Annotated in this window: 15 protein-coding genes; 1 reads left to right on the forward strand and 14 read right to left on the reverse strand. The window is 70.9% G+C overall.

All coding sequences use genetic code 11. The features are described 5' to 3' along the window. Positions 1 to 11: 11 nt before the first annotated feature. Positions 12 to 3419, reverse strand: a complete 3408-nt coding sequence (locus Q9Q40_06270) for an ABC transporter permease (protein MDQ7006819.1) — start codon at positions 3417 to 3419, stop codon at positions 12 to 14. Continuing rightward, positions 3419 to 4321 carry an ATP-binding cassette domain-containing protein gene (locus tag Q9Q40_06275; GenBank protein ID MDQ7006820.1) on the reverse strand — a complete coding sequence of 301 codons (903 nt, stop codon included), beginning with the start codon at positions 4319 to 4321 and terminating at the stop codon, positions 3419 to 3421. Before Q9Q40_06275 ends, Q9Q40_06270 begins: the two co-directional genes overlap by 1 nt. 310 nt (positions 4322 to 4631) lie before the next feature. Between Q9Q40_06275 and Q9Q40_06280 the strand changes: the two genes are divergently transcribed. Continuing rightward, positions 4632 to 6866: a hypothetical protein gene (locus tag Q9Q40_06280; GenBank protein ID MDQ7006821.1), complete on the forward strand. Its 2235-nt coding sequence runs from the start codon at positions 4632 to 4634 to the stop codon at positions 6864 to 6866. Between the two features lie 52 nt (positions 6867 to 6918). Here the strand turns inward: Q9Q40_06280 and Q9Q40_06285 are convergent, their stop codons facing one another. The 12 genes from Q9Q40_06285 to Q9Q40_06340 form a co-directional block, all read right to left on the reverse strand. After that, positions 6919 to 8229 (reverse strand): hypothetical protein, encoded by a 1311-nt coding sequence (locus Q9Q40_06285; protein ID MDQ7006822.1) that lies wholly within the window; start codon positions 8227 to 8229, stop codon positions 6919 to 6921. 14 nt (positions 8230 to 8243) lie between these two features. Beyond that, the gene (locus tag Q9Q40_06290) at positions 8244 to 11405 is read right to left on the reverse strand and encodes a hypothetical protein (protein ID MDQ7006823.1); all 3162 of its coding nucleotides are present in this window, start codon (positions 11403 to 11405) and stop codon (positions 8244 to 8246) included. Continuing rightward, entirely contained in the window at positions 11402 to 12124 is a 723-nt protein-coding gene (locus Q9Q40_06295) for a hypothetical protein (GenBank protein ID MDQ7006824.1), read from the reverse strand. The genes Q9Q40_06290 and Q9Q40_06295 overlap by 4 nt, the downstream gene beginning before the upstream one ends. Positions 12125 to 12128: 4 nt before the next feature. Beyond that, positions 12129 to 12818, reverse strand: a complete 690-nt coding sequence (locus Q9Q40_06300) for a hypothetical protein (GenBank protein ID MDQ7006825.1) — start codon at positions 12816 to 12818, stop codon at positions 12129 to 12131. 728 nt (positions 12819 to 13546) lie between these two features. Next, on the reverse strand, positions 13547 to 15391 hold the full coding sequence (locus Q9Q40_06305; GenBank protein ID MDQ7006826.1) for a hypothetical protein: 1845 nt from the start codon (positions 15389 to 15391) through the stop codon (positions 13547 to 13549). A gap of 5 nt (positions 15392 to 15396) precedes the next feature. Next, positions 15397 to 15756: a 50S ribosomal protein L19 gene (rplS, locus tag Q9Q40_06310; GenBank protein MDQ7006827.1), complete on the reverse strand. Its 360-nt coding sequence runs from the start codon at positions 15754 to 15756 to the stop codon at positions 15397 to 15399. Then, positions 15753 to 16502 (reverse strand): tRNA (guanosine(37)-N1)-methyltransferase TrmD, encoded by a 750-nt coding sequence (trmD, locus tag Q9Q40_06315; GenBank protein MDQ7006828.1) that lies wholly within the window; start codon positions 16500 to 16502, stop codon positions 15753 to 15755. Before trmD ends, rplS begins: the two co-directional genes overlap by 4 nt. After that, positions 16499 to 17068 carry a ribosome maturation factor RimM gene (gene rimM / locus Q9Q40_06320; protein MDQ7006829.1) on the reverse strand — a complete coding sequence of 190 codons (570 nt, stop codon included), beginning with the start codon at positions 17066 to 17068 and terminating at the stop codon, positions 16499 to 16501. Before rimM ends, trmD begins: the two co-directional genes overlap by 4 nt. 3 nt (positions 17069 to 17071) lie before the next feature. Further along, positions 17072 to 17320, reverse strand: coding sequence for a KH domain-containing protein (locus Q9Q40_06325; GenBank protein MDQ7006830.1), 249 nt, complete (start codon positions 17318 to 17320; stop codon positions 17072 to 17074). After that, entirely contained in the window at positions 17317 to 17574 is a 258-nt protein-coding gene (gene rpsP / locus Q9Q40_06330; protein MDQ7006831.1) for a 30S ribosomal protein S16, read from the reverse strand. Before rpsP ends, Q9Q40_06325 begins: the two co-directional genes overlap by 4 nt. A 34-nt stretch (positions 17575 to 17608) precedes the next feature. After that, positions 17609 to 18937, reverse strand: coding sequence for a signal recognition particle protein (gene ffh / locus Q9Q40_06335; protein MDQ7006832.1), 1329 nt, complete (start codon positions 18935 to 18937; stop codon positions 17609 to 17611). Positions 18938 to 19036: 99 nt separating this feature from the next. Then, positions 19037 to 20251 carry a bifunctional 3,4-dihydroxy-2-butanone-4-phosphate synthase/GTP cyclohydrolase II gene (locus Q9Q40_06340; GenBank protein ID MDQ7006833.1) on the reverse strand — a complete coding sequence of 405 codons (1215 nt, stop codon included), beginning with the start codon at positions 20249 to 20251 and terminating at the stop codon, positions 19037 to 19039. Positions 20252 to 20270: the final 19 nt, after the last annotated feature.

Consider the following 20270-nt stretch of genomic DNA (forward strand, 5'->3'; position numbering starts at 1 on the left):
CCACCGCCTCCTCATTCGCGAACCTCCCCTCCACCTCCCGGCGGCCGAGTGCGCCTCCAGCGGAGCGCGTCGAAGAAAAGCAACCGCGTGTTCTCGTCCGCCGTTATGGAAACCTCCACGTCTCCCTCCAGCAGATCCATGGTCTCCACCGGATACCAACCCGGCTCGTCGAACTCCAGCTTCCAGGAGAACTCTCTTCCCTCCGAGGCCTCTTCGACGCCGAAGTGCCAGCTTCCCGTGGGGGCCGCGGCTCCCGGCGTCCCAGCATAGTGCACTTCGAGCGTCCATTCTCCCGCCTCGGGCAGTCGCGCGGGCACCACCACCCGGTGTTCGCCCGGCTCGGCCCGCACAGCGGCCAGGGTGTGGCGATAGCGCCCCGCGGCGCTGAGACGCTCGACCCTGGCCCAGTTCCGCAGACCGCTGCCGGAAAAGGCCCGGGCCGGCAGCCCGTGGTCGAGTTCTTCCCGGCGGCCGACGCTCCGGCGAAACCAGCCGCCCGCCTCGGGCGCGATGAAGCGGATGTCCGGATCGAGATCGTCGACGAAGACGAGATCCCCGTCCGGCGGAGGCGGGGACCAGGGCCGGGTCCCGTCGAACGGCGCCACGGCGCGCACCCGCTCCGCTTCGGCGGTGTCGAGGGGCACCTCGAAGGCACCGCGGTTCTCGGCCAGGTAGGGCTCGATCTTCACCGCGGCCGGCGGCACGCTGCTGAGCATGCCGATCTCCACCCCGACGCCTGCATCGAGGCGAATCGGATCGCTCAGCCGGCTGGCGGCCGCCTGGCCCTCGCCCTCGAGGTCGGCCCGGACGCGCAGCAGGCCGGGGGCCGCGCCGTCGTTGGCCACACGCACCAGCAACTGGTAGCGGGGTGTCCCGTCGGCCGCGTCCTCGAGGCGATAGACTTCCGCCGGGGCCCCGCGGAACGCCGGCAGCTCCGTCGTCTCCATCCCCAGGCGCAACCACTCCGCCAGGTCGGGGTCGATCCCGCCGGCCAGGTCCAGGTAGTCTTCGAGACCGTAGCCGGCCGTACCACCGTCCTGCACCAGGCCGGCGAGCAAGGCTCCGCTCCGCTCCCGTCCCAGCGCATCGATCAGCGAACGACTCAACGCGCCGCCCTTGAGCGTGAGCACATCGATCGCCTTCTGCGGGTCCCTGTCGGGATCCAGGTCCACGAGGCTGGTGGAAAGAGCCGCCTCCCACACGGAAGGCCGGCTGGTCATCAATGTCGCCAGCGCGGCGGCGAACCCTTCGTCCCGGTTCTTCATGTAGCGGGCTATCGCCTGGCCGATGACCCGGGAGCCTCGACGACCCATGAAGACCCGGGTCGAGAAATAGGATGCCTCGCCGGTCAGCAGCCGGGAGGCGAGCACCTCGTTGACGAAAGCCAGCGCCTCTCCACCCGGTCCCCGCGGCGCGGTGCGGAAATCCACCAGCGTGCGGGCCGCGTTGACCAGCGGGTTGCCACCGACCGTATCGCCCCGGACGAAAAGCAGCGTCCGATCGAAGATCGCCCGGGCCTTGCCCCCCTCGTACGTGGCCGGGTCGGCATCGTCCAGTTTTTCGAAAGCCACGTCGAAGCGGGCCGTGGGGAGTCCCGACTCCCGCATCAGCACGACCCCCGGCTGGGCCTGGACCGAATCCCGGCGCCAACCGCCGCCATAGCCCCTGAGCGCATGGGGCACCTCGACCAGCGTCAACACCTTTCCGGGAACCGGCAGACCCAGTTCCCGGGCATCGCGCACCAGCCCGGCCAGGTACTCGCGCAGCTCCCCCTCCGCCAGCGCCAGCACCGCCAGACGCTCGAGGTGTCCCGGTTCGACAAGAGCCCGGAAGGTCACGCCTTCCACCTCGAGGCTGCGCTCGGCGTAAGGCCCGGCGAAAAGCCCGATGGGGGGCAGAGGAACCTCCCCGTCGATGCGCCACACCTCGCCCCCGCCGGCGCCCGGGGCGACGGGCGCCGTCACACCGGGGCCGGCGAGTTTCCACCCGGCGGGAGCCTCCACGTCGATCCGCACGCGGTGCAGGTCCCGGGGATGGACCCGCGGAGAGCCCCGCCCCACCTCGGCGCCCATCGCCGGCAACCAGCGGCAGCCGGCCGGCAAGGCCACCAGCCCCCGCTCGTAGATCGCGTTTTCGAAACCGAAGAGAAAGACGTTCCCCTCATCGGTCTTGGCCTCGAGGGGATGGTAGGCGTGGTCGATGTACGCGAAGAGCGGATCGGGCAGACCGCCCGCCTCCAGGTCGAAACTCAGGCTGTCTCCGGCTTCCAGGACCCCGGGCAGATCGAATTCGAGCAGGCCGTCGCCCTGGGAGAACTCCAGTTCGTGACCGCCGACCGCAAGACGCTCGACCACCAGGCCGGGGTTGAGGGAAAGCAGCAGGTGATCGAGGGACGTGTCGCCGGCGGCGGCCACCGTCAGGCGCAGATCCAGGTCCAGCCGCCGGCCCGGATCGAGCTTGACCCGCCCCTCGATGAGCTGCAGGTCGGCCACCGCCTCCGAGGCCCGTGCGGCGTGAACCCGCTCCCAGTGATGCAGGCGCCGGATATCCGCCCCGTTGGACCAGGAGAGCATCACCACCAGCAGCGCCCCCGCCGCGGTGCAGACCGCGGCGGCGGTCACCCGGCCCGGGGATCGACTGTCGTCCCGACGGGGATGGACCAGCGCCGCCAGGAGCAGCAGGCCCAGGGTCAACGACAGGTATCCGACCCGCTGGGCCACCACCGGCCATCCGGGAAGCCACGTGGACAGATCGGAGGGGAAGTTCAGCGAATAGGCCCCGGTGATGTCGATCGCCTGGACGAGGAAGAAGGGGACGGGGATCCATCCCGAGAGTACCGAGAAAAGCAGGCCCCAGGCGACCAGCAGGACCAGGGCTGCCGCCAGCCGGTGGCGCAGACCCAGGGACACCAGGTAGACCAGGGCAATGACCAGGCCGAGGGCCGGCAGGGCACCCGCACTGACCATGAGCACCGCCGAGACCGTCTCCGGAGCCTCGCCGAAGATGCCCCCGACCCCCACCATGAAGCCGAAGATCAGCAGCATGGGAATCCAGGAGGCGATCAGCAGTCCCAGCCAGCGGCCCGCCAGCATTTCCAGGTTGCCGGCGGGCTTGGCGTCGAGAACCTCGTGGATGCGCTCCCTTACGTCTCGTGCGCGGACGTCGAAGGCGAGAAAGATCACACCCAGCAGGTAGAGCAGGATGAAGTTGGCCCCGTAGCTGCCGGCGAAATAGCGTGGATTGATCAGGGCGAAGCTGGCCGCGTGGGTCGAGGCGAAGTAGTGAATCGAGGCGTGATAGGTGAACAGGGCCAGCGAGAAGACCACGGCCACGAAAAGGAAGATCCAGTAGCGCACCAGGCGACGGGTGAGCCGCATTTCCATCGCCGCCATCGCCCACAGCCTGCTGAAACCGGCCATCAGGACACCTCCGGGAGAATCGAACCGTGCCCGCCACGCCGGGCCATGAACGCCAGGTAGGCTTCCTCGAGGGTCGGCTCGCGCACTTCCCGGGCTCCCGCCGGCGGGGCAGCGCCGACCAGCACGACCCGGGCCGCTGACGCCGTGCGGGAAACCTCTTCCACGCCTTCCGCCGCGGCCTGCCCCGGCTCCACCTCGAAAACCCGACCCCTGGCCGCAGCCACCAGGCGCGCCGGAGAACCGTGGAAGACGATCTCGCCCCGATCGAGCAGGGCCACCCGGGCGCAGCCCGCGCCCAGGTCCGCAACGATGTGGGTGGAGAGCAGAACCACCCGTTCCCGGCCGAGTCCGGCCATCAGTTGCCGAAAGCGGATTCTCTCCTCGGGGTCGAGACCGACGGTGGGCTCGTCCACCACCAGGACGGGGGGATCCGCCAGCAGCGCCTGGGCCACCCCCAGGCGCCTGAGCATGCCCCCCGAGAGCTTCTTGACCTTGCGCGAAGCCACCGGCTCGAGCCCGACCGCCGCCAGCACTTCCCCCACGCGCCTCCGGCGGAGGGCGCGATCGTCGAGCCCCGCAAGCCGGGCCAGCGTGTCGAGCACCTCCTCCACCCGCTGCAAGCGCCAGGCGCCCCACTCCTGGGGCAGGTAGCCGATCACGCGCCGCACCTGGAGCCGCTGGCGGACCGTGTCGAAGCCGCAAACCTGGACCCGCCCCTCGCTGGGCTCGAGCAGCGTGCAGACGATCCGCATCAGCGTGCTCTTGCCCGCGCCGTTGGGACCAAGCAGGCCGAAGAGCCCCGGTCCGATGTCGAGACTCACGGCGTTGAGAGCCTGGGTTCCCCCCGGATAGAATTTGCTGACGGACTCGATGCGGATCGAAGCCTGGATGCCATCGCTCATGTCCACCTCCAGCCGGGCGCCCTTTATACGTCTTCCCGCCTGAATCGTTGACGCGATCTTCCCCTCGAGCGGCCCGTGTTCGGCCGAGCGGTTGTCGGCACGCGGTCAGCGGAGGGTGTCACGAGACCGACGCCGGGCGGTGGGAACGCCGACGGAAAGTCGACGCTCGAGTGGCCGCCGGCCCACCACCGCGCCCTCCTCCTCCCCTCCGGGGCGCGCTTTCCGGTCAGCCGGATCTACGCCCGAGCCGCGGCATGAATCTTGAATACATCCGGGAGCCGCCCCTCTGAGCGGCAAGGGAGCCTTTTTCATGAACGATCAGCGAGAAGCCTGCCCCGCGGCGGGCACCAGCCCCCTCGGCGGACCTCTGAGCATCGAGTTGCTGCCGGCCGACGAGAGTCGCGGACATTGCCCAACCCTCCAGGTCGACGGGACCGTCTGGCACGACCCGGTCCAGCCCTACGCCGAGGTCCTGCCCCTCGAGGGCCGAAGGCCCCAGGTGGTGGCCCTGCTGGGGGTGGGCCTGGGTTATCCCGTCGCCGGCCTGCTGGCCCTCGACCCCGCCTGCCGCATCGTCGCCTGGGAACCCGTCCCCGGCCTCGCCGAGTCGTCTCGCCGCTGGCTCGAGGAAGAGTGGGAGTTGGGCGACGCCGCTGAAGTCTGGGTCGAAGAAGACCCCGCCGACTTCCAGGCCCGGCTTCTCGAGGCCTGCCGCCATGCGGACAGCCTGGCGGTCGTCCGTCTCGCCGCCATCGAAAAGGCGCATCCCGAATGGGTGGAGCGTTTCGACCAGATCGTCGGTGAGGTGGTCGATGCCGGGACCCTGACTCTCCTGCCCCGGGCCACGGACTCCGAGCGCTGGGCCCGGCTGGCCGAAGGCGTCGAGGGCGCCCGGGGCAAGGCCCTGCTGCGCGAGGTGGCGGGGTGCTGGAAGGGAGCGACGGCCGTTCTCGTAGCCGCTCCGCCGTCCGCCGTGGTCGTCGAGCGCTGGCGCGAGAACCGGGAGGCGTGGGCCCTGGTCGCCACCCCGGAAAGCGCCCTCGCCCTGAGCGAGGCGGGGCTGAGCGCCGACCTGGTCGTGGTGGGCAAGAGCCAGGCGCCCCCCGAGTCGATGGCCCGCGCCCTCGCGCCGTCGGTGCTGGCGATCACCCCCGACAGTCACCCCCAGTGGTGGAACACGCCCGCGGCAGGACACCTGGTCCTTCCGCACACCGGCTGCGGCTGGCTCGTGGAGGCGGGGGATCCGGGCCGCATCACCACCTTCCGCTTCGGCGCCGAGATCCCCATGGCCATGGCGGCGATGGTGCTCGGCGCCACGCGGGTCCGAACCTGGGGTTTCACCGATTCCGCCGATGCCGGGTGGAACCTGGTCGCCGCCTCCCGGCGACGGGACCTGGTGCTCTCGCGGATCGCCGCCAGCAGTGGCGTCGATCTGGCGTCCTGGCAGGAGGATCCGGCCCCGTCCCCCTCTTCGCCCGTACGCAGTCTGGCCCGAACCCTCGCCGGTCTGACGGCTACCGGCCTCGACCTCGAGGCGGCCGTCGGCCGCGCCAGCCTCGAGATCGAGCCGCTGCGGGCCGACCTGCTGCGTTATCGTCCCGTGGCCGCCGGGGACGCCCTGCAGGCCTTCCTCTACCGCCGCGCCGCCACCAGCCCGTTCGCCCGGACCTTCCTCTGCGAGAGTCCCCTGCCCCAAGCCGAGCACCCTCTCGACGCCTGGCACCGACAGATCGACCAGGCCGGCCGTTACCTGGCCCGCCTCGCCCCGGAGGGCGCCCCGGTGAGCCCCGGTGGAACCAGGCCGGGCCTCGAGAGCCGACCCGGGCCGCTGCGCGTTTTCATCGGGGCCCGGACGGACGAAGAGGTCCCGGTCCTCGTGCTCCAGCACCAGCTTCAGCGGCTGGCCGGCGGCATCCAGGTGCGGCGCCTGGACGATGCCCTCGCGGAAATCCTCGGGCCCGCCGCGCGCAGCCTTTCCCTGCTCGCCCAGCGCCTGCTGATTCCCGCCCTGTGCGGCCACGAAGGCCACGCCATCTTCGTCGAGCCCTCGGTGATCTTCCTCGATTCACCGACTCGGCTCTGGGAGTTGCCCATGGGCGACCATGCGGCCCTCGTGCCCACCACCGGCGCGCCCGCCCTGATGCTGATCGACAATGCCCGTTGCCGCTGGGATCCCCGGGAAGTCCTCGCCGCCGCCGAAGGTGACGGCAGCGTCCTGCTCGAGCGGCTCCGCCCCGGCGCCTCCACCGGCATCGGCCACCTCCCCGCCGCCTGGTCGGCCCGGGACGAGATCACGCCCACCACCTCCGCGGTCCGCGTGACCTGTCAGCCCTGGCTGCCCTGGAAGAACGACCTGCATCCCATCTCGTGGAGCTGGCGTTTCCTGCTGCACCTGTCCATCCGGGAAGGACGCCTCGATCGCGCCCGCCTCGAAAGGGCGCGGGAGCGGGGCGAATTCGGCCTGAAGGTGGACGACAGCTGGTTCCCGCGGCTGGCGCCCAGCGCCCTGGAGCCGGAACTCGCCCGGTCGTGGCTGCGGGAGTGAGAGCCACTGGCGGCCGGCCCGGCGGAGCGCGTCGCTGAAGTCCGGGCCGGCCTCAAGGCCCCGTACGGTAGCGAAGAGGAGGCGCCCAGCCACCGGGTGGCGGTGGAAGGGCGCGGCTCAAACGCAGCGCCACCCCACCATCGGGCAAAACGGTGGGAATCCAGCGCTCACCGGGGCAGGCCTCCGAGTCTCCCGCCGGCGGCAGACGCAGCGGCCCTGAGCCGGCCTCCCGCCGCAGCTCGTCCAGCGCCAACCACTGGCGGGTCAACTCCAGGTCGAGTTGGACGTGCAGCAGCCGCCGGCTGGCGGAGAAGCCGGCCTGCAGACTGTCCTCCAGGCGATTCCACCAGGGAGGGGCGGCCACCCGCCAGTCCAGGGTGTCGCGCCCGACGGGTGGGCAAAGACTGTCCCGCGCCTCCAGGCCATCGAGTGCCTGTTGCCAGCGCCCCAGGGCATCGGCATGGGAAATCCGCAGGTAGGGCGCCGCCAGGGCCCCGAACAGCCGTTCGGGAAGGGAGAGATCACCCGTCAGTCGCGTGGGATCGATCTTCGACAGGGCCGCGACTTCATGCCGCAAGGCGTCGAGGAAAAGGCGCCGCCCGCCGACCGACGCGAGTCGCCGCCGCCACCGATCCGGCGCGGGTGCAAGACGTCGCAGAACGCCGGCCTGGAAGTGAAGCACCACCATCGAGCCCCACTGCTCGATCAGCACCGGGTCCTCTCGCAAAGAGGTGCCCAACCACCAGGATGCCTCCAGGTCTGCCTCGGCACGCGCCCGGTCCCCCCGGCGGATCGCCTCGAGCGCATCGAGGGTCAGCACCTGCTGCAGGCCGATCTGTCCCGGCAGGTTGGGCAGGCGCGCCCGGGGACCCCGTTCCAGCTCCCGCCGCCAGAGAGGGGCGACGGGGCCGGCCAGCAGCGCCCGGAGTCGGGCCAGCGCGCCCGCCTGCCGGTCGAGATAGGCCGCCACTTCCCGGGGCAGCGGATCGATACGCGGATGATCCCGTTGCAGGGTGGCCGCCAGGGCATCGCCCAGGAGTTCCCGGACCGACGCCCACCCCGCGGCGGCCGGCGCTGCGGGAACGACGCCCCCCTGCTCCCAGTTCGGTCGCAGCCGAAGGCCCATCCCGGCGGCGACGGCCTCGACCTGGCCGGCCAGCGCATTGGTCTCCCTCGAAGGGTAGCGCCGCACCAGTTCCTCGAGGCTGCCCCCAGCCGCCACCCACCGCCGGCGCGCCTGCTCGTCGACCCGGTGGGACACCACGACCAGCAGGCCGTAAGCCACGATCAGCAGACCCGCCAGCCCGAGGGTCAACCCCGGACGCGGGCGTCTCGAACGCGGTGCCTGGCGCGGAAGGGGCATCCCGGGCGGACCGGCTAGTAGAGCCAGGTGAACGGCCCACCGGCCCCCTCGGGCGGCCCGCCCTCACCGGTGGACAGAGCCCGCGCCCAGTCCAGCAACTCGTCGATCAGCATCGCCTCGTCGCCGGGCTGCCGGGAGGCCACGCCGAGGCCGGCCAGAGAGCCGGCCTGCACCACCCGGGGCGCCACGCCGGGGGCGCTGGCCCCGGAAAGGGTGAGTACGGCCAGCGCCCGCCCCTTCATGGACCGTTGGCGGGCGATCGCCTGGACCTGCTCCCATGCCCTTCCGGGCGGATCGGCGCTGACGAAGAGCACTACCGGCTCCACCTTCGCCGGCAGGCCGCCCCTGTGGACCGGCCCCTCCCAGGCGCCGGCCAGGCGTTCACCGAACGCGGCGGCCGGCCCCACCAGCCCCTCGGCCGGCAACAGGAGAGCCGGGAGGGATCCCGTGGCTCGAAGCGCCTGCCGCCGGGCCAGGCCGTTTTTTCCGCGGACGAGCACGGCGACGGAGGAACCGGTGCCGGCCCACCAGCGGGACAGGGCCGGCGCCACACGCAGCGGATCGAGGACCGGCGGCAGGGGCGCCGCGCCGGGGCCCAGAGGATCGAGCAGTCGCGGCGGCAGCTCCAGCAGCAGGGAGCGCAAGCCTGCCAGGGGGCCTCCCGGCGGCACCAGGGACGGAACCCCGGTGCCAGGCGGGGCGAGGTCCACTTCCGGACCCAGCAGCAGGCGCCGGGCCGATGCCGGCCCCAGTTCCACCCACCCCGGCTCTTCGCCCGGCCGGGGGATTTCCAGGCGCAGGCCTCCCGGCCGCGGCGCCGGCTGGAGACGGCCCACGACAACGCCGGGGCCCGGGGCGCTGAGCGCCGGTCCCCACCGGGGGCCGGCCGGCCAGGGAAGTTGGCGCGCCGAAAGCTTCCCCCGCAGGCGGGCGAGACGGTAGTGCAGGCTGCGCCCGCTCTCGATGCGGAGAATGGCCCCCAGCCGGCCGCCGGCTTCCAGTTCCAGGCGCCGCAAGTGCCGCCAGGGACTCGAGGGCAGCAGATCCACCTCGCTCAGCCCCCGCCGGGCCTCCACAGCGGCCTGACGCCGCGACCGGAAGCGAGAGCTTCCGGGGACCCCGGCACCGTGGGCCGGCATCACGGGCGCCTCGAGAGCGTCGGGCAGGTCGAGCCAGCTTCGCTGCTCCGCCTTCTCCGCCGGCGGCGGGCGGCCGGCGGGTCCTCGAGCCACGGCCGGCGACGGAGTCGGGCGCGCGACGGCCCGGCCCAGGCCCATGGAAACCGAACGAGCCGTGGCCAGGGCCCTCGAGAAGTCCAGGTCCAGTCCGCCGATGCTCAGGCTGAAGACCCGCAGTTTCTCCCCCGCCTGGTCTCGCGCCAGCAGGCGCTGCCGGGCCGTCTCCCCGACGGTGGCCAGGGAAAGCCGGTGCAGGCGCACCCGCTCGGCTTCGAAGACCAGGCGGTCGAGGGCTTCCTCCCCGTTCGCACCGGCCCCCTGCCGACCGAGCGCCTCGAGCATCCGGGCCTCGCCGCGGTGTCGCCTGTCGAGCACGCCCTGGATCCGCCGGAGCCGGAGCGCCGCGGGCAGACGCTCCCCGGCCCGGGGCAGCAGGTTGTCCATGGCTCGCACCACCGGCAGGCGGGGAAAGAGATCGATCGCGCCGGGGCCCGAAGCGGGGATCGCCGGCACCACCACCATCTGCGGGAAGGTCCGCGGCGTGGGGAAGGCCGGCAACGGCACGGCCAGCAGCAGATCCAGGTCGCCGGTCGCCTGTCCCGCATCCCGCAGGTGACGCAGCCAGGTGAAGAGGGAGAGCAGGCGGGAGAGCTGGTCGAGACCCTCGAGTTCGGGAAAGACCCGGGCCAGTCGGTCGTAGGAGGCGTTGATCTCCCGGGTCAGGGCCCGGGTCCAGGGCGCCACCGACCGGGGACGTCCCGCATCATCGAGGCTCCCCACCTTCTCCGCCGCGGCGGCCATGCGCACCCGCCGCAGGGCCAGCAGGTCTCCCTGGGAAGAGAGGGTCAGGTCCACCTCGTCGGGATAGAACCACAGCCGGGTCTGCTGCCCCGACGAGCCCACGCTCCGGGGGTCCCGGGCGAAACGCTCCACGTGGGTCAGAAATCCCGGTACGTGCTGGTGTATCGCCGCCCGGCGGTCGAGCCAGGAGCGCGGACCGAAACCCGTGCTGAAGGTCTTGAAGCGGGCATCGCAGAGCAGGCTGATCCAGCCCAGGCGGGTATCGGCCAGGCGTCCGCCGAAGTTCACCACCAGGCGATGGGGCCAGGCCGAGCGGTCGAGGCTCATGTAGGGCGGCGCCAGGGAGCCGTGGAAGACGGCTCGATAGGCCACCGCCACGTCGGCGAGGGTCAGGGGGCCACCGGGAATCGGCTTCGGCTCCGGGGGGCGGCTGCCCGTCAATACCAGCTCACCCTCACGCAGGCGCGCCCCCTCGATCTGCCAGCCCCCGGCGCCGAGAAAAGGCTCGAAGATCCCCAGGTCCACCTCCGCGGCCGGCGCGGGGGTCTGGGTGTCCAGAGTCCGGCCATGGGGCACCGTGCCGAGGAAGAAGCGGGAGTGAGCCAGGTCGTGACGGTAGGGATAGACCTCGACTTTCAGCTGCGGGGGGCGTTTCCCCGCCGCCTGCAACCGCCGCCACTCCGCCGCCAGCGGATGGCGCAATCCCGGCCAGGCTCGCTCGAAGGCCCGCCGGGCGGCCAGGGCGGAAGGAATACCGTTTTCCGGTGCCGGGAGGAAGACCCGCACGAAGCCCTCCCCGTCGCTTTCGAGCAGCCATTTCCGCGCACGAAGCAACTCGACCCATGCGGGAGCCGCCTCACCGGGCTCCCACAGCCAGCCCAACTCCACCAGCTCCCGCCCCGGAACCCCCTGGAGGGTGTCCAGCGCATCGGGCAGGACGAAGGCCATCGGTTCGAGCAGAGGGTCGAGCAGTGGCAGCGCCAGTTCCCGGGTCCCGCTGTTTCCCGGTTCGGCCGCCAGCCGGTCGAGCCATTCGCCGACGGCCTGGCCCGAATGGGTCAGCCGCCGCCGGTCCACCAGGCTCGAGTAGTCGACCTCGACCCACTCATCGGCGTCGTCGCCGCCGCTGGCGGCGCCCACGCCGGCGAGGGCCAGCAGAACGACCAGGACGAGGAGGAACGACCGGCGAGCGATCACCGAAGCACCACCGCGTTCTCCCAGATCACCTGTCCGATGTCGAGCCCGACGGCGGCCGCCTCCACCGCCGGATCACCGATGGCCCCCCGGGACCGGGCGCTCAACAGGTGCCCGACACCGAGGGCAGCGGCCCGCGGTGAAGAGGCGGCGATGAGGACATCGGCTTCCCACAGCCCGCCGGCCATCCGCACCTCCCTGAGATCCGCGAAAACCAGCGGCGGCAGCGGGGCGTCGGCAGCGGTGGAAGCCGCCAGGTCCGGCTGCAGCCGTCCGTCTTCCCAGCGAGGCCGGAGAACCCAGATCCCGGCCCCGGGATCCACCTGGGGGCCCCGTTGGACCACCAGCCGCGCCGCCTTCTCGTCACCGAGCGCCAGGCGGATGCGCCTGGCGACAGCCCGGGCCAGGGCTTCTCCGTGCTCGTCGTGGACGATCTCCACCCCGGTCGCCGGGTCGACCAGGGCGCTCCAGGCCTCGAACGGCGTGGGGGCCCCCGTCAACACCATCGCGCCGCGGTCGGCCAGATGCTCGAGCACCAAGGGCTGGTCACTGCTTGCCTCGCCCCGATAGAGTACCTGGGCGATCACCGCAGGGTTCTCGAGGGCTGGGCCGGTTGCGGGAGGCGACGCCACCGGCGGTCGCGGAGGAGCACAAGCCCCGGTGACCGCCAGCAGCCAGAACAGGAGGAGCCCCTCGGCCCCGGGTACACCACGACGACGCATCGATCTAACCTCCCCGGCCGTCCTGCTCGCGAATCGCGCGCAGCAGGCAGCGTGTCAACAGGCTCTCGTCCACCCCCCCGAGGCGCCGCACCGCCGCTTGACGGGCTGGATCCCAGCGATCGGCGAAGGCCCTGAGCGCATCCGGCGGGGCGACCAGGGGGATCGCCGACTGGATCAGAACCGCCCCGTGCACCCGGGCGAGGGCCACGCCGGCCGCCTTGACATCCCCGACCACGACCTCTTCCCGGTCCGCCCGCTGAAAGCAGATCTCCGCACGACCCGGCCCCGGACCGGCGACAGCCTGTCCATCGACGACGCCGGCGGGAAGCCCGCACGAGGCGAGGGCGACTTCGATCAGCCGACCCACCACTCTCGCGCAGCCCCGAAGATCACCCCGGCCCAGGGGACCGGGAAAAGCGCCGGTCAGGGCCAGGTCACCGGGCAGGTGGAGCAGCCATCCCCCGCCGGTGGGCCGCCCGACCACCTCCACCCCCCGGCGCTCCGCGTGCTTCAAAAGCTCGTCGGGGGGGCGCTGGCCGCGACCGAGGGTCAGGGTCGGTCCGACCCAGCCGTGGACCCGGAAGCGCCACCCGCTGCCGGGACGAAAGTCCGGCGCTTCGAGCAGGGCCCGATCCGCGCCCATCGCAAGGCCGCCGGCTTCGCGGCCGGCATCCACCGACTTCTGAACGAGCATGGCGGCATTCTGCCCCAGGCCGGAGCCCGCCGCATGGTGCGGGTGGCCCACCCCGGGGGGATGACGACCTCCGCCTCGGCCCCCCGGCCGGGAGCGCGGACCCGGGGACCCGAGCGCTGGTGGGCCGTTCCCGGGCTTTCGGGGAGGAGCGCAAGGGCCGGGTCGAGTTCGGCGCCCCCCTGGCCGCCGCTTCAGCGCGGAGTCGGCACCGGGCCTGCGCCCGCAGGAGGACGTTCGCAGGCGCGATCCGCAACTCTGTTCGCTCTTTGTCGGGTTTGCCTTGCCTTCCCCGAAAACGGCACCCACCTGGTGCCATGGCGGGAAGTTTGGCGGCGGCCGGCTCTACACTCCAGCGTCAAGGGAAGGGGTTGGGAAGGGGTGTTGGTCAGGCAATCCGCGTCAATCCGCTTCACCGGCCGCCGCGCCGATGGCGCGCCCCGCGCGCCTTCTTTTGCCCACGTATTAGCACGCACCGTGCCAAACCCGTTCGATCTGGCGCCACCATGCGCCGCACCCCCGCCGAAGCCCCTGAACTATGGGGGGTTGAAGCTTTCAAAAACATGAACAGGTGGCTCTCCCGACATGAACACAGCATGAACACCCGGGAGCCTCGCTTCTTGCCGTTCCCCATGCAAGACGAGTCTAAGTGCAGATAATAAAAGAACTTGCTATGAAAACAGGGGGACCGGGAATCCGACCCGAAGTGTCGGAATCCCGTCTCCTTCATGTCAAGTTTTTGACGACCCCAGTCGTTCCCGCACGGTGCCCAGCATGGGCGAATCCGGGTGCAGACGCTCGAGTTCACCGAGCCAGGCGGTGGCCTTCTCGCACCTGCCCACGGCGTGGGCCAGAAGGGCGGCGCGGGCCCGCAACTCGGCCTCACTGTCACCCGGGCCGTCCCCCGGCAGCCCCGCCTCGAGCACTTCAGCGGCCAGGCCCAGGGCGCGCTCGAGTTCACCCTGATCGGTCCAGGCCCGCACGGCCATCAGTGCCGAGTCCACCGCCCGGGATCCCCGGGTGCGGGCGATTTCTGCAAAGAGGGCCAGGGCCTGTTCCCTCAGCTCCATTTCCCAGAGCCCCACGGCCATCTGGTAGCGGGTCTCGAGGTCCTCTTCCGGCAAAGCCTCCTCGAGGCATGCGTCGAGGCCTTCGAGGTCTCCGGGACGGGAGGCACCCCCGGCGGCAGGCGGCCCGGGCTCCGGCGCCGGAGTGGGCCGGGCCGCCACGGGCCCCGTCGCCTCGTCGAAGTCGATCACCCACTCCTCGTCGTCGCTCCCGCCACTGTCTTCCCCCGGGCCCATGGCCAGGGGGGGGGGTGGCGGCTCCTCCGCAGGCGGTGGGGCGACCTTTGGAGGCGGCGGGCGAAGCGCCGCGAGTTCCTGCTCGAGACGCGAAACTTCCGGGTGAGGCCCCGCCGCGCCGGCCAGCCGAGCCAGGGCCGCCTGGGCACGGGAGTACATGCCATGGGCGATGAAAGACTCCACCTCCAGTACCTGGGCCCGCAGGACCGGGGACAGACCCGGCGGGTCCGTTGCCTCCGCCGAAGGGGAAACCTCATCATCGTCCGGCACCTTTTCCCCGGCCGGCGGCGGCGAGACGGCCAGCAGCCGCTCCATCACGGCATGCTGGCCGGGATCCCGCATCACCAGCTCGCTCAGCGCGTCCCGCAAGGCGTGTTCGCTGACCCCCGCCGGAGAGGTCCCCAGGTCGAGCAGGAGACCGGCCGCGGCGTCGTAGGCCTCGAGCGCCGTCAGCCGACGGGCCACCGCCAGGCGCGCGGGAGCCGGCCAGTCCGCGGCCGGGGCTTCGAGCAGTTCCCGCCGTGCCTCGTCCCGCCGATCCAGACACTCGAAGACGGCGGCTCGCAGCAGGGTCCAGTTGGCCATGGCGGCGGAGTCGGCCTGCCGCGGTGGCCGGGGGACCTCGCCGAGGCGCTGGAAGGCCCGCGCGAAATGCTCGAGCCCTCCCCCGTCGAGCATGGCCGTACCCGCCTCCGCCGCCGCGGCGAAGTTCTCGATCGATTCTTCCAGCGCCCCCTGTCGCGACAGGCCCAGGGCGAGCGTCGCCCGCTCACGCGGGGACAGGGGATGGGAGCCGTCGGGCGCTCCCAGGCGCAGGATCTGCCGCAGGGCCTCGAGCCCCCCCGCGGGGCCTTCCGCCAGCCGGCGCCAGACCGCCAGGGCGGCGGCGGCATCGCCGGCGGCCTCATGGAGCCGGGCGGCGTCCAGAAGGGGCTGGCGGGCATCGGCGGACAACCCCTGCTCGCACAGCCAGCAGCCCAGCTTGTCCAGCAGGTTCCGGTCGTCGGCGAGCCGGCAGGCCCGGCGCAGCAGCGCCACGGAGCGATGCTGATCACCTTCCGCGCGATAGAGATCGGCCAGGCGGGCGAGCACCTCGCACGCCTCCTCGGCCTCGCCGGAGCGGGCCAGGGCGTCCCCCAGCCGCTGGAGCAGGACACGATCGTCGGGACGCGCATCCACCAGGGCCCGGTAACAGGCCGCCGCCTTCTGCATGTCACCCCGGCGTGCCGCCTGCTCGGCGTCGGCCAGCAGCCGGCTGTGATCGACGCCCACCGAACCTAGGCCCGACGACGCTCCTTGATCCTGGCCGCCTTGCCGGAACGTCCGCGCAGGTAGTAGAGCTTGGCCCGGCGGACCCGGCCGCAACGCACCACCTCGATCTTGGCGATCATCGGCGAGTGAAGGGGGAAAACCCTCTCCACGCCGATACCGCTCGAGATCTTCCGCACGCGGAAGGTCGAAGCCGTGGAGTTCTTGCCGTGCTTGCGGGAGATGACCACGCCCTGAAAGACCTGGATCCTCTCTTTCTCGCCCTCTCGCACCCGCACGTGCACCTTGACCGTGTCGCCCGGGGCGAAGTCGGGAATCTCCGACTTGAGGTAGGCCTGTTCGATGCCGCTGATGATCTTGTCGCTCATGTCTTCCTCGTTTCCGTTCCGCCGGCTCGATCGGACGGGGCCGCAGCCGCAGTGAACAAATCCGGCCGCCGACGGCGGGTCAGCTCCAGTGCCGCCCTCCGCCGCCAGCTCTCGATTTCTCCGTGGTGGCCGGAAAGCAGCACCTCCGGCACACGCAGGCCCCGGTATTCCGCGGGCCGAGTATAGTGGGGGTGGTCGAGGAGCCGGTTTTCGAAGGAGTCCTGCTCCACCGAAGCTCCTTTACCGACCACACCGGGAATCCGCCGGGCGAGAGTGTCGATCAGCACCATCGCCGGAAGCTCGCCTCCCGAGAGAACATAATCGCCGATGGAGATCTCCTCGTCGACCACTTCTTCCCGCACCCGCTCGTCAACCCCCTCGTAGCGACCGCAGATCAGCAGCAGCCGCGGCTCGGCGCTGAGCCGGGCGATCACCTCGGCATCGAGAGGCCGGCCGGCCGGATCGAGCAGAATCACCTTGCCCGGGCCCGCCCAGCCGTCACGGATGGCCTCCACCGCACGGAACAGGGGCTCGGGTTTGAAGACCATCCCCGCCCCGCCACCGAAGGGGGCGTCGTCCACCTGGCGGTGAGGCGGATCGGCCCAGGCCCGCAGGTCGTGCACGCGGAGCCGGAAAATTTCGCGCTCGAGGGCCTTGCCGGTGACCCCGAAGGCCAGGGGACCGGGAAAGATCCCGGGGAAGATCGACAGCACGTCGAATTCCCGCAGACGGCACGCGGTGCTCATGGAGCCGACTCTCCCGCCACCTCGGCCGCCTCGGGGTCGATCAGGCCCGGGGGGAGGTCCACCTCGATCTTCCCTCCCTCGACGTCGACCACCTTGCAGATCGCCGGCGCCAGGGGGACCAGGGCCTCGCCCCCGCCCTCGAGATCGACCACCAGCAGGTCGCTGGCGACACCCTCTTCCACCTCGCGCACCCGCCCCACCGCCCGGCCCCGAGTGTCGACCAGCACCAGCCCGGCCAGGTCCGCCACGCGCACTTCGCCCTCCGGGGTGGGCAGATCCTCGCGGCAGGCGCCCAGCACCGCCCCGGTCAACTCCCGGGCCTGGTCGATGCTGTCCACCGCTTCGAAAGCGATGACGGCGCCCTTGGGGGTCGCGCGCCAGGCGCGAATACGCCGCGCTTCCCGCCGGCCGTCGTCCCACACCAGTTCCAGTTCCCGCCCCGCCTCGAGCCGCTGCTCGGGCCAGTCGGTATGGAGTTCGACGTGTACCTCCCCCTTCCGGCCCCAGGGCCGGCCGATACGGGCGATGGCGAGCCATTCGCCCCTGCTGGCGGGAGAGCCGTCCATGACCTAACCCGGAATCTCGATCTCGAAGCGACGCCGGTTCTTGTGTCCCGAAATCGACGCCAGGGTCCGAATCGAACGGATGGTCATCCCCTCCTTGCCGATCAACTGGCCCCGGCTCTCCGCCGGCGCGTGGATCTCGAAGCGGGTGGCACGCCGTCCGTCGTGCACGGAGACCTCGATACCTTCAGGCGAACCGATCAGCCGCGAAGCGACTTCCTGCAGGAAGGCCTTCAACCGCAGATCATCGTTCATTCCGCGCTCGCCACCGCGGCCTTGGACACACCCTCGGCCAGACTCTTGACCGTCGGCGTCGCGTGGGCGCCCTTGCCGATCCAGTTGTTGTAGCTGTCGAGATCCACTTTCACCTCGGGGGGATCCCTGCGCGGATTGTAGAAACCGATGGTGTCCACCACCGGCCCTCCCGGAGTCTTGCGGGAATCGGAAACGACGATTCGATAAAACGGGTGATTGCGGGATCCCTCCCGGCGAAGCCTGATCTTCAGCACTGCTTGCCTCCTCGCGGGCCGCGCCCGCCGGTGCTCATCGTCCGAGCAGGCGACCCAGGGAAGGACGCCCCGGGGACCGGCTCATTTTTTTCATCATCTTCTGCATCTGAACGAACTGTTTGATCAAGCGGTTGATCTCGGGGACGCTGGTCCCCGAACCGCGGGCGATCCGCTTGCGGCGCGAACCGTTGAGCAATTTATGGTCCCGGCGCTCGGCCGGAGTCATCGAGTCGATGATCGCCTCGAGGCGGACGAGCTGCTTGCTGTCGACCTCCACCCCGCGGGGCAGGCGCATCCCCGGAATCATCCCCAGCAGCTGATCGAGGGGCCCCATCCGGCGCAGTTGCCTGAGAGTATCCCGGAACTCGACCAGGGTGAAACGTTTGCTCTTGATCGACTGCTCGAACTGGCGGGCCTGCTTTTCGTCGAAGGCCTTCTCCGCCTTCTCGATCAGGCCCAGCACGTCGCCCATGCCGAGAATGCGCCCGGCCATCCGACCCGGATCGAAGAGTTCGAGGCCGTCGAGTTTTTCACCAATGCCGGCGAAGCGAATCGCCAGCCCGGTCACCTCGGCCACCGACAAGGCCGCCCCGCCCCGCGCGTCGCCGTCGATCTTGGTCAGGATCACGCCGGTCAGGCCCACCTTCTCGTGGAACGCCTCGGCCGATCGCACGGCGTCCTGCCCGGTCATCCCGTCGGCGACGTAGAGAATCTCCCGCGGGCGGACGGCCTGCTCGATCCGGGCCAGTTCGTCCATCAACGCATCGTCCACGTGCAGACGACCCGCGGTGTCGAGGAGCACCACGTCGAAGCCTCGTGCCCGGGCGTAGTCCACCGCCTCCCGGGCCCGTTCCACCGGCGTGCCGCTGCCGTCGTGCTCGAAGGCGGCCACCTCGGCCTGCCGAGCCACCTGCACCGCCTGCAACACGGCCGCGGGACGGGCCAGATCCACCGGCGCGATCAGCGGCGAGTGGCCCTGGCTCTTGAGCCACAGGCCCAGCTTGCCGCAGGTGGTGGTTTTTCCCGATCCCTGGAGGCCGGCCAGCATCACCACCGCGGGAGCCGGCCCCGACAGGTCCAGGGGCTTGCCGGCGGACTCGCCGCCGAGCAGGGTGACCAATTCGTCCCGGACGATGCGCACCACCGCCTGGCCCGGGCTGAGGCTTTCGAGTACCGCCTCTCCCAGGGCCTTCTCACGAATCCGGGCGAGAAAGCGTTTGACCACCTTGAAGGCCACGTCCGCCTCGAGCAAGGCCAGACGGATCTCCCGGAGGGCCGCATCGAGTTCCGCCTCGGTGATCCGGCCCCCGCCTTTGATCCTGTCCAGGATCTTTCCCAGGCGTTCGTTCAGCGCGTCAAACACAACAAACCCTCTGCCTTCCGCGGGAAGGCGCAAGACGCCGCAATCTACCAGAATCTCCTTCCCCGTCAAGCAGATGAGCTGCGACGAGGATGGCGGGACTCATTCTCCGCCATCGAGATTCTGCAGCAGGTGGCCGAGTTTTTCCTTCTTGGTCCGCAGGTAGCGACGATTCTCGTCGGTGGGGGGGATCTCGAGGGGCACCCGCTCGATGATCTCCAGCCCGTAGCCCTTGAGCGCCACGAATTTCCGCGGGTTGTTGGTCAGCAGGCGAATCCGCCGCACCCCCAGTTCGAAGAGGATCTGGGCCCCCAGGCCATAGTCCCGCTGATCGGCCCCGAAACCCAGGGCCTGGTTGGCCTCCACCGTGTCCTGGCCCGCCTCCTGTAACTCGTAGGCCTTGAGCTTGGCCACCAGGCCGATGCCACGACCCTCCTGGCGCAGGTAGAGCACCACGCCCTTGCCCTCGGCGGCGATCCGGGCCATGGCCGTATCGAGCTGCCGCCCACAATCGCAACGCCGCGAACCGAACACGTCGCCGGTCAGGCACTCGCTGTGCACCCGGACGAGTACCGGCTCGTCGGATCGAATCTCTCCCATCACCAGGGCCAGGTGGGCCTCGCCATCGACCTCGTTTTCGAAGACGTGGGCGCGGAAAGTGCCGTGCTCGGTGGGCAACGCCGGCGCCGCGGCCTCGGTGACCAGCCGCTCGTGCTGCATGCGATAGCGGATCAGTTCCGCGATGGTGATCATCTTCAGCCCGTGTTCCCGGCAGAAGACCTCCAGATCGGGCACCCGGGCCATGGTGCCGTCCTCGTTCATCACCTCGCAGATCACCCCGGCGGGATACATCCCGGCCAACCGGGCCAGGTCCACCGCCGCCTCGGTCTGCCCGGCCCTCCGCAGCACCCCACCCGGCGCCGCCCGCAGGGGAAACATGTGCCCCGGCCGGGCCAGATCCTCGGGCCGGGTCGCCGGATCGATAGCTGCCAGCACCGTCGCCGCCCGATCGGCGGCGCTGATCCCGGTGGTCGTACCCCGACTGGCCTCGATGGAGACGCAGAAAGCCGTGCCGAAGCGCGAGGAATTCTCGTTGACCATCATCGGGATCTGCAGTTCGTCCAGCCGCCGGCCGGTCATCGGCAGACAGATCAGGCCCCGCCCATGGCGCGCCATGAAGTTGATCGCCTCGGGAGTCACCTTCTCGGCCGCGAGGGTCAGGTCTCCCTCGTTCTCCCGGTCCTCGTCATCGACGACGACGATCATTCGACCCTTCCGGAAGTCTTCGAGCGCTTCGGGAATGGTTGCAAAAGGCATCTGCTCGCGCTCCTTGGCC

The organism is Acidobacteriota bacterium, assembly GCA_030949985.1.
GTDB lineage: Bacteria > Acidobacteriota > Polarisedimenticolia > J045 > J045 > JALTMS01.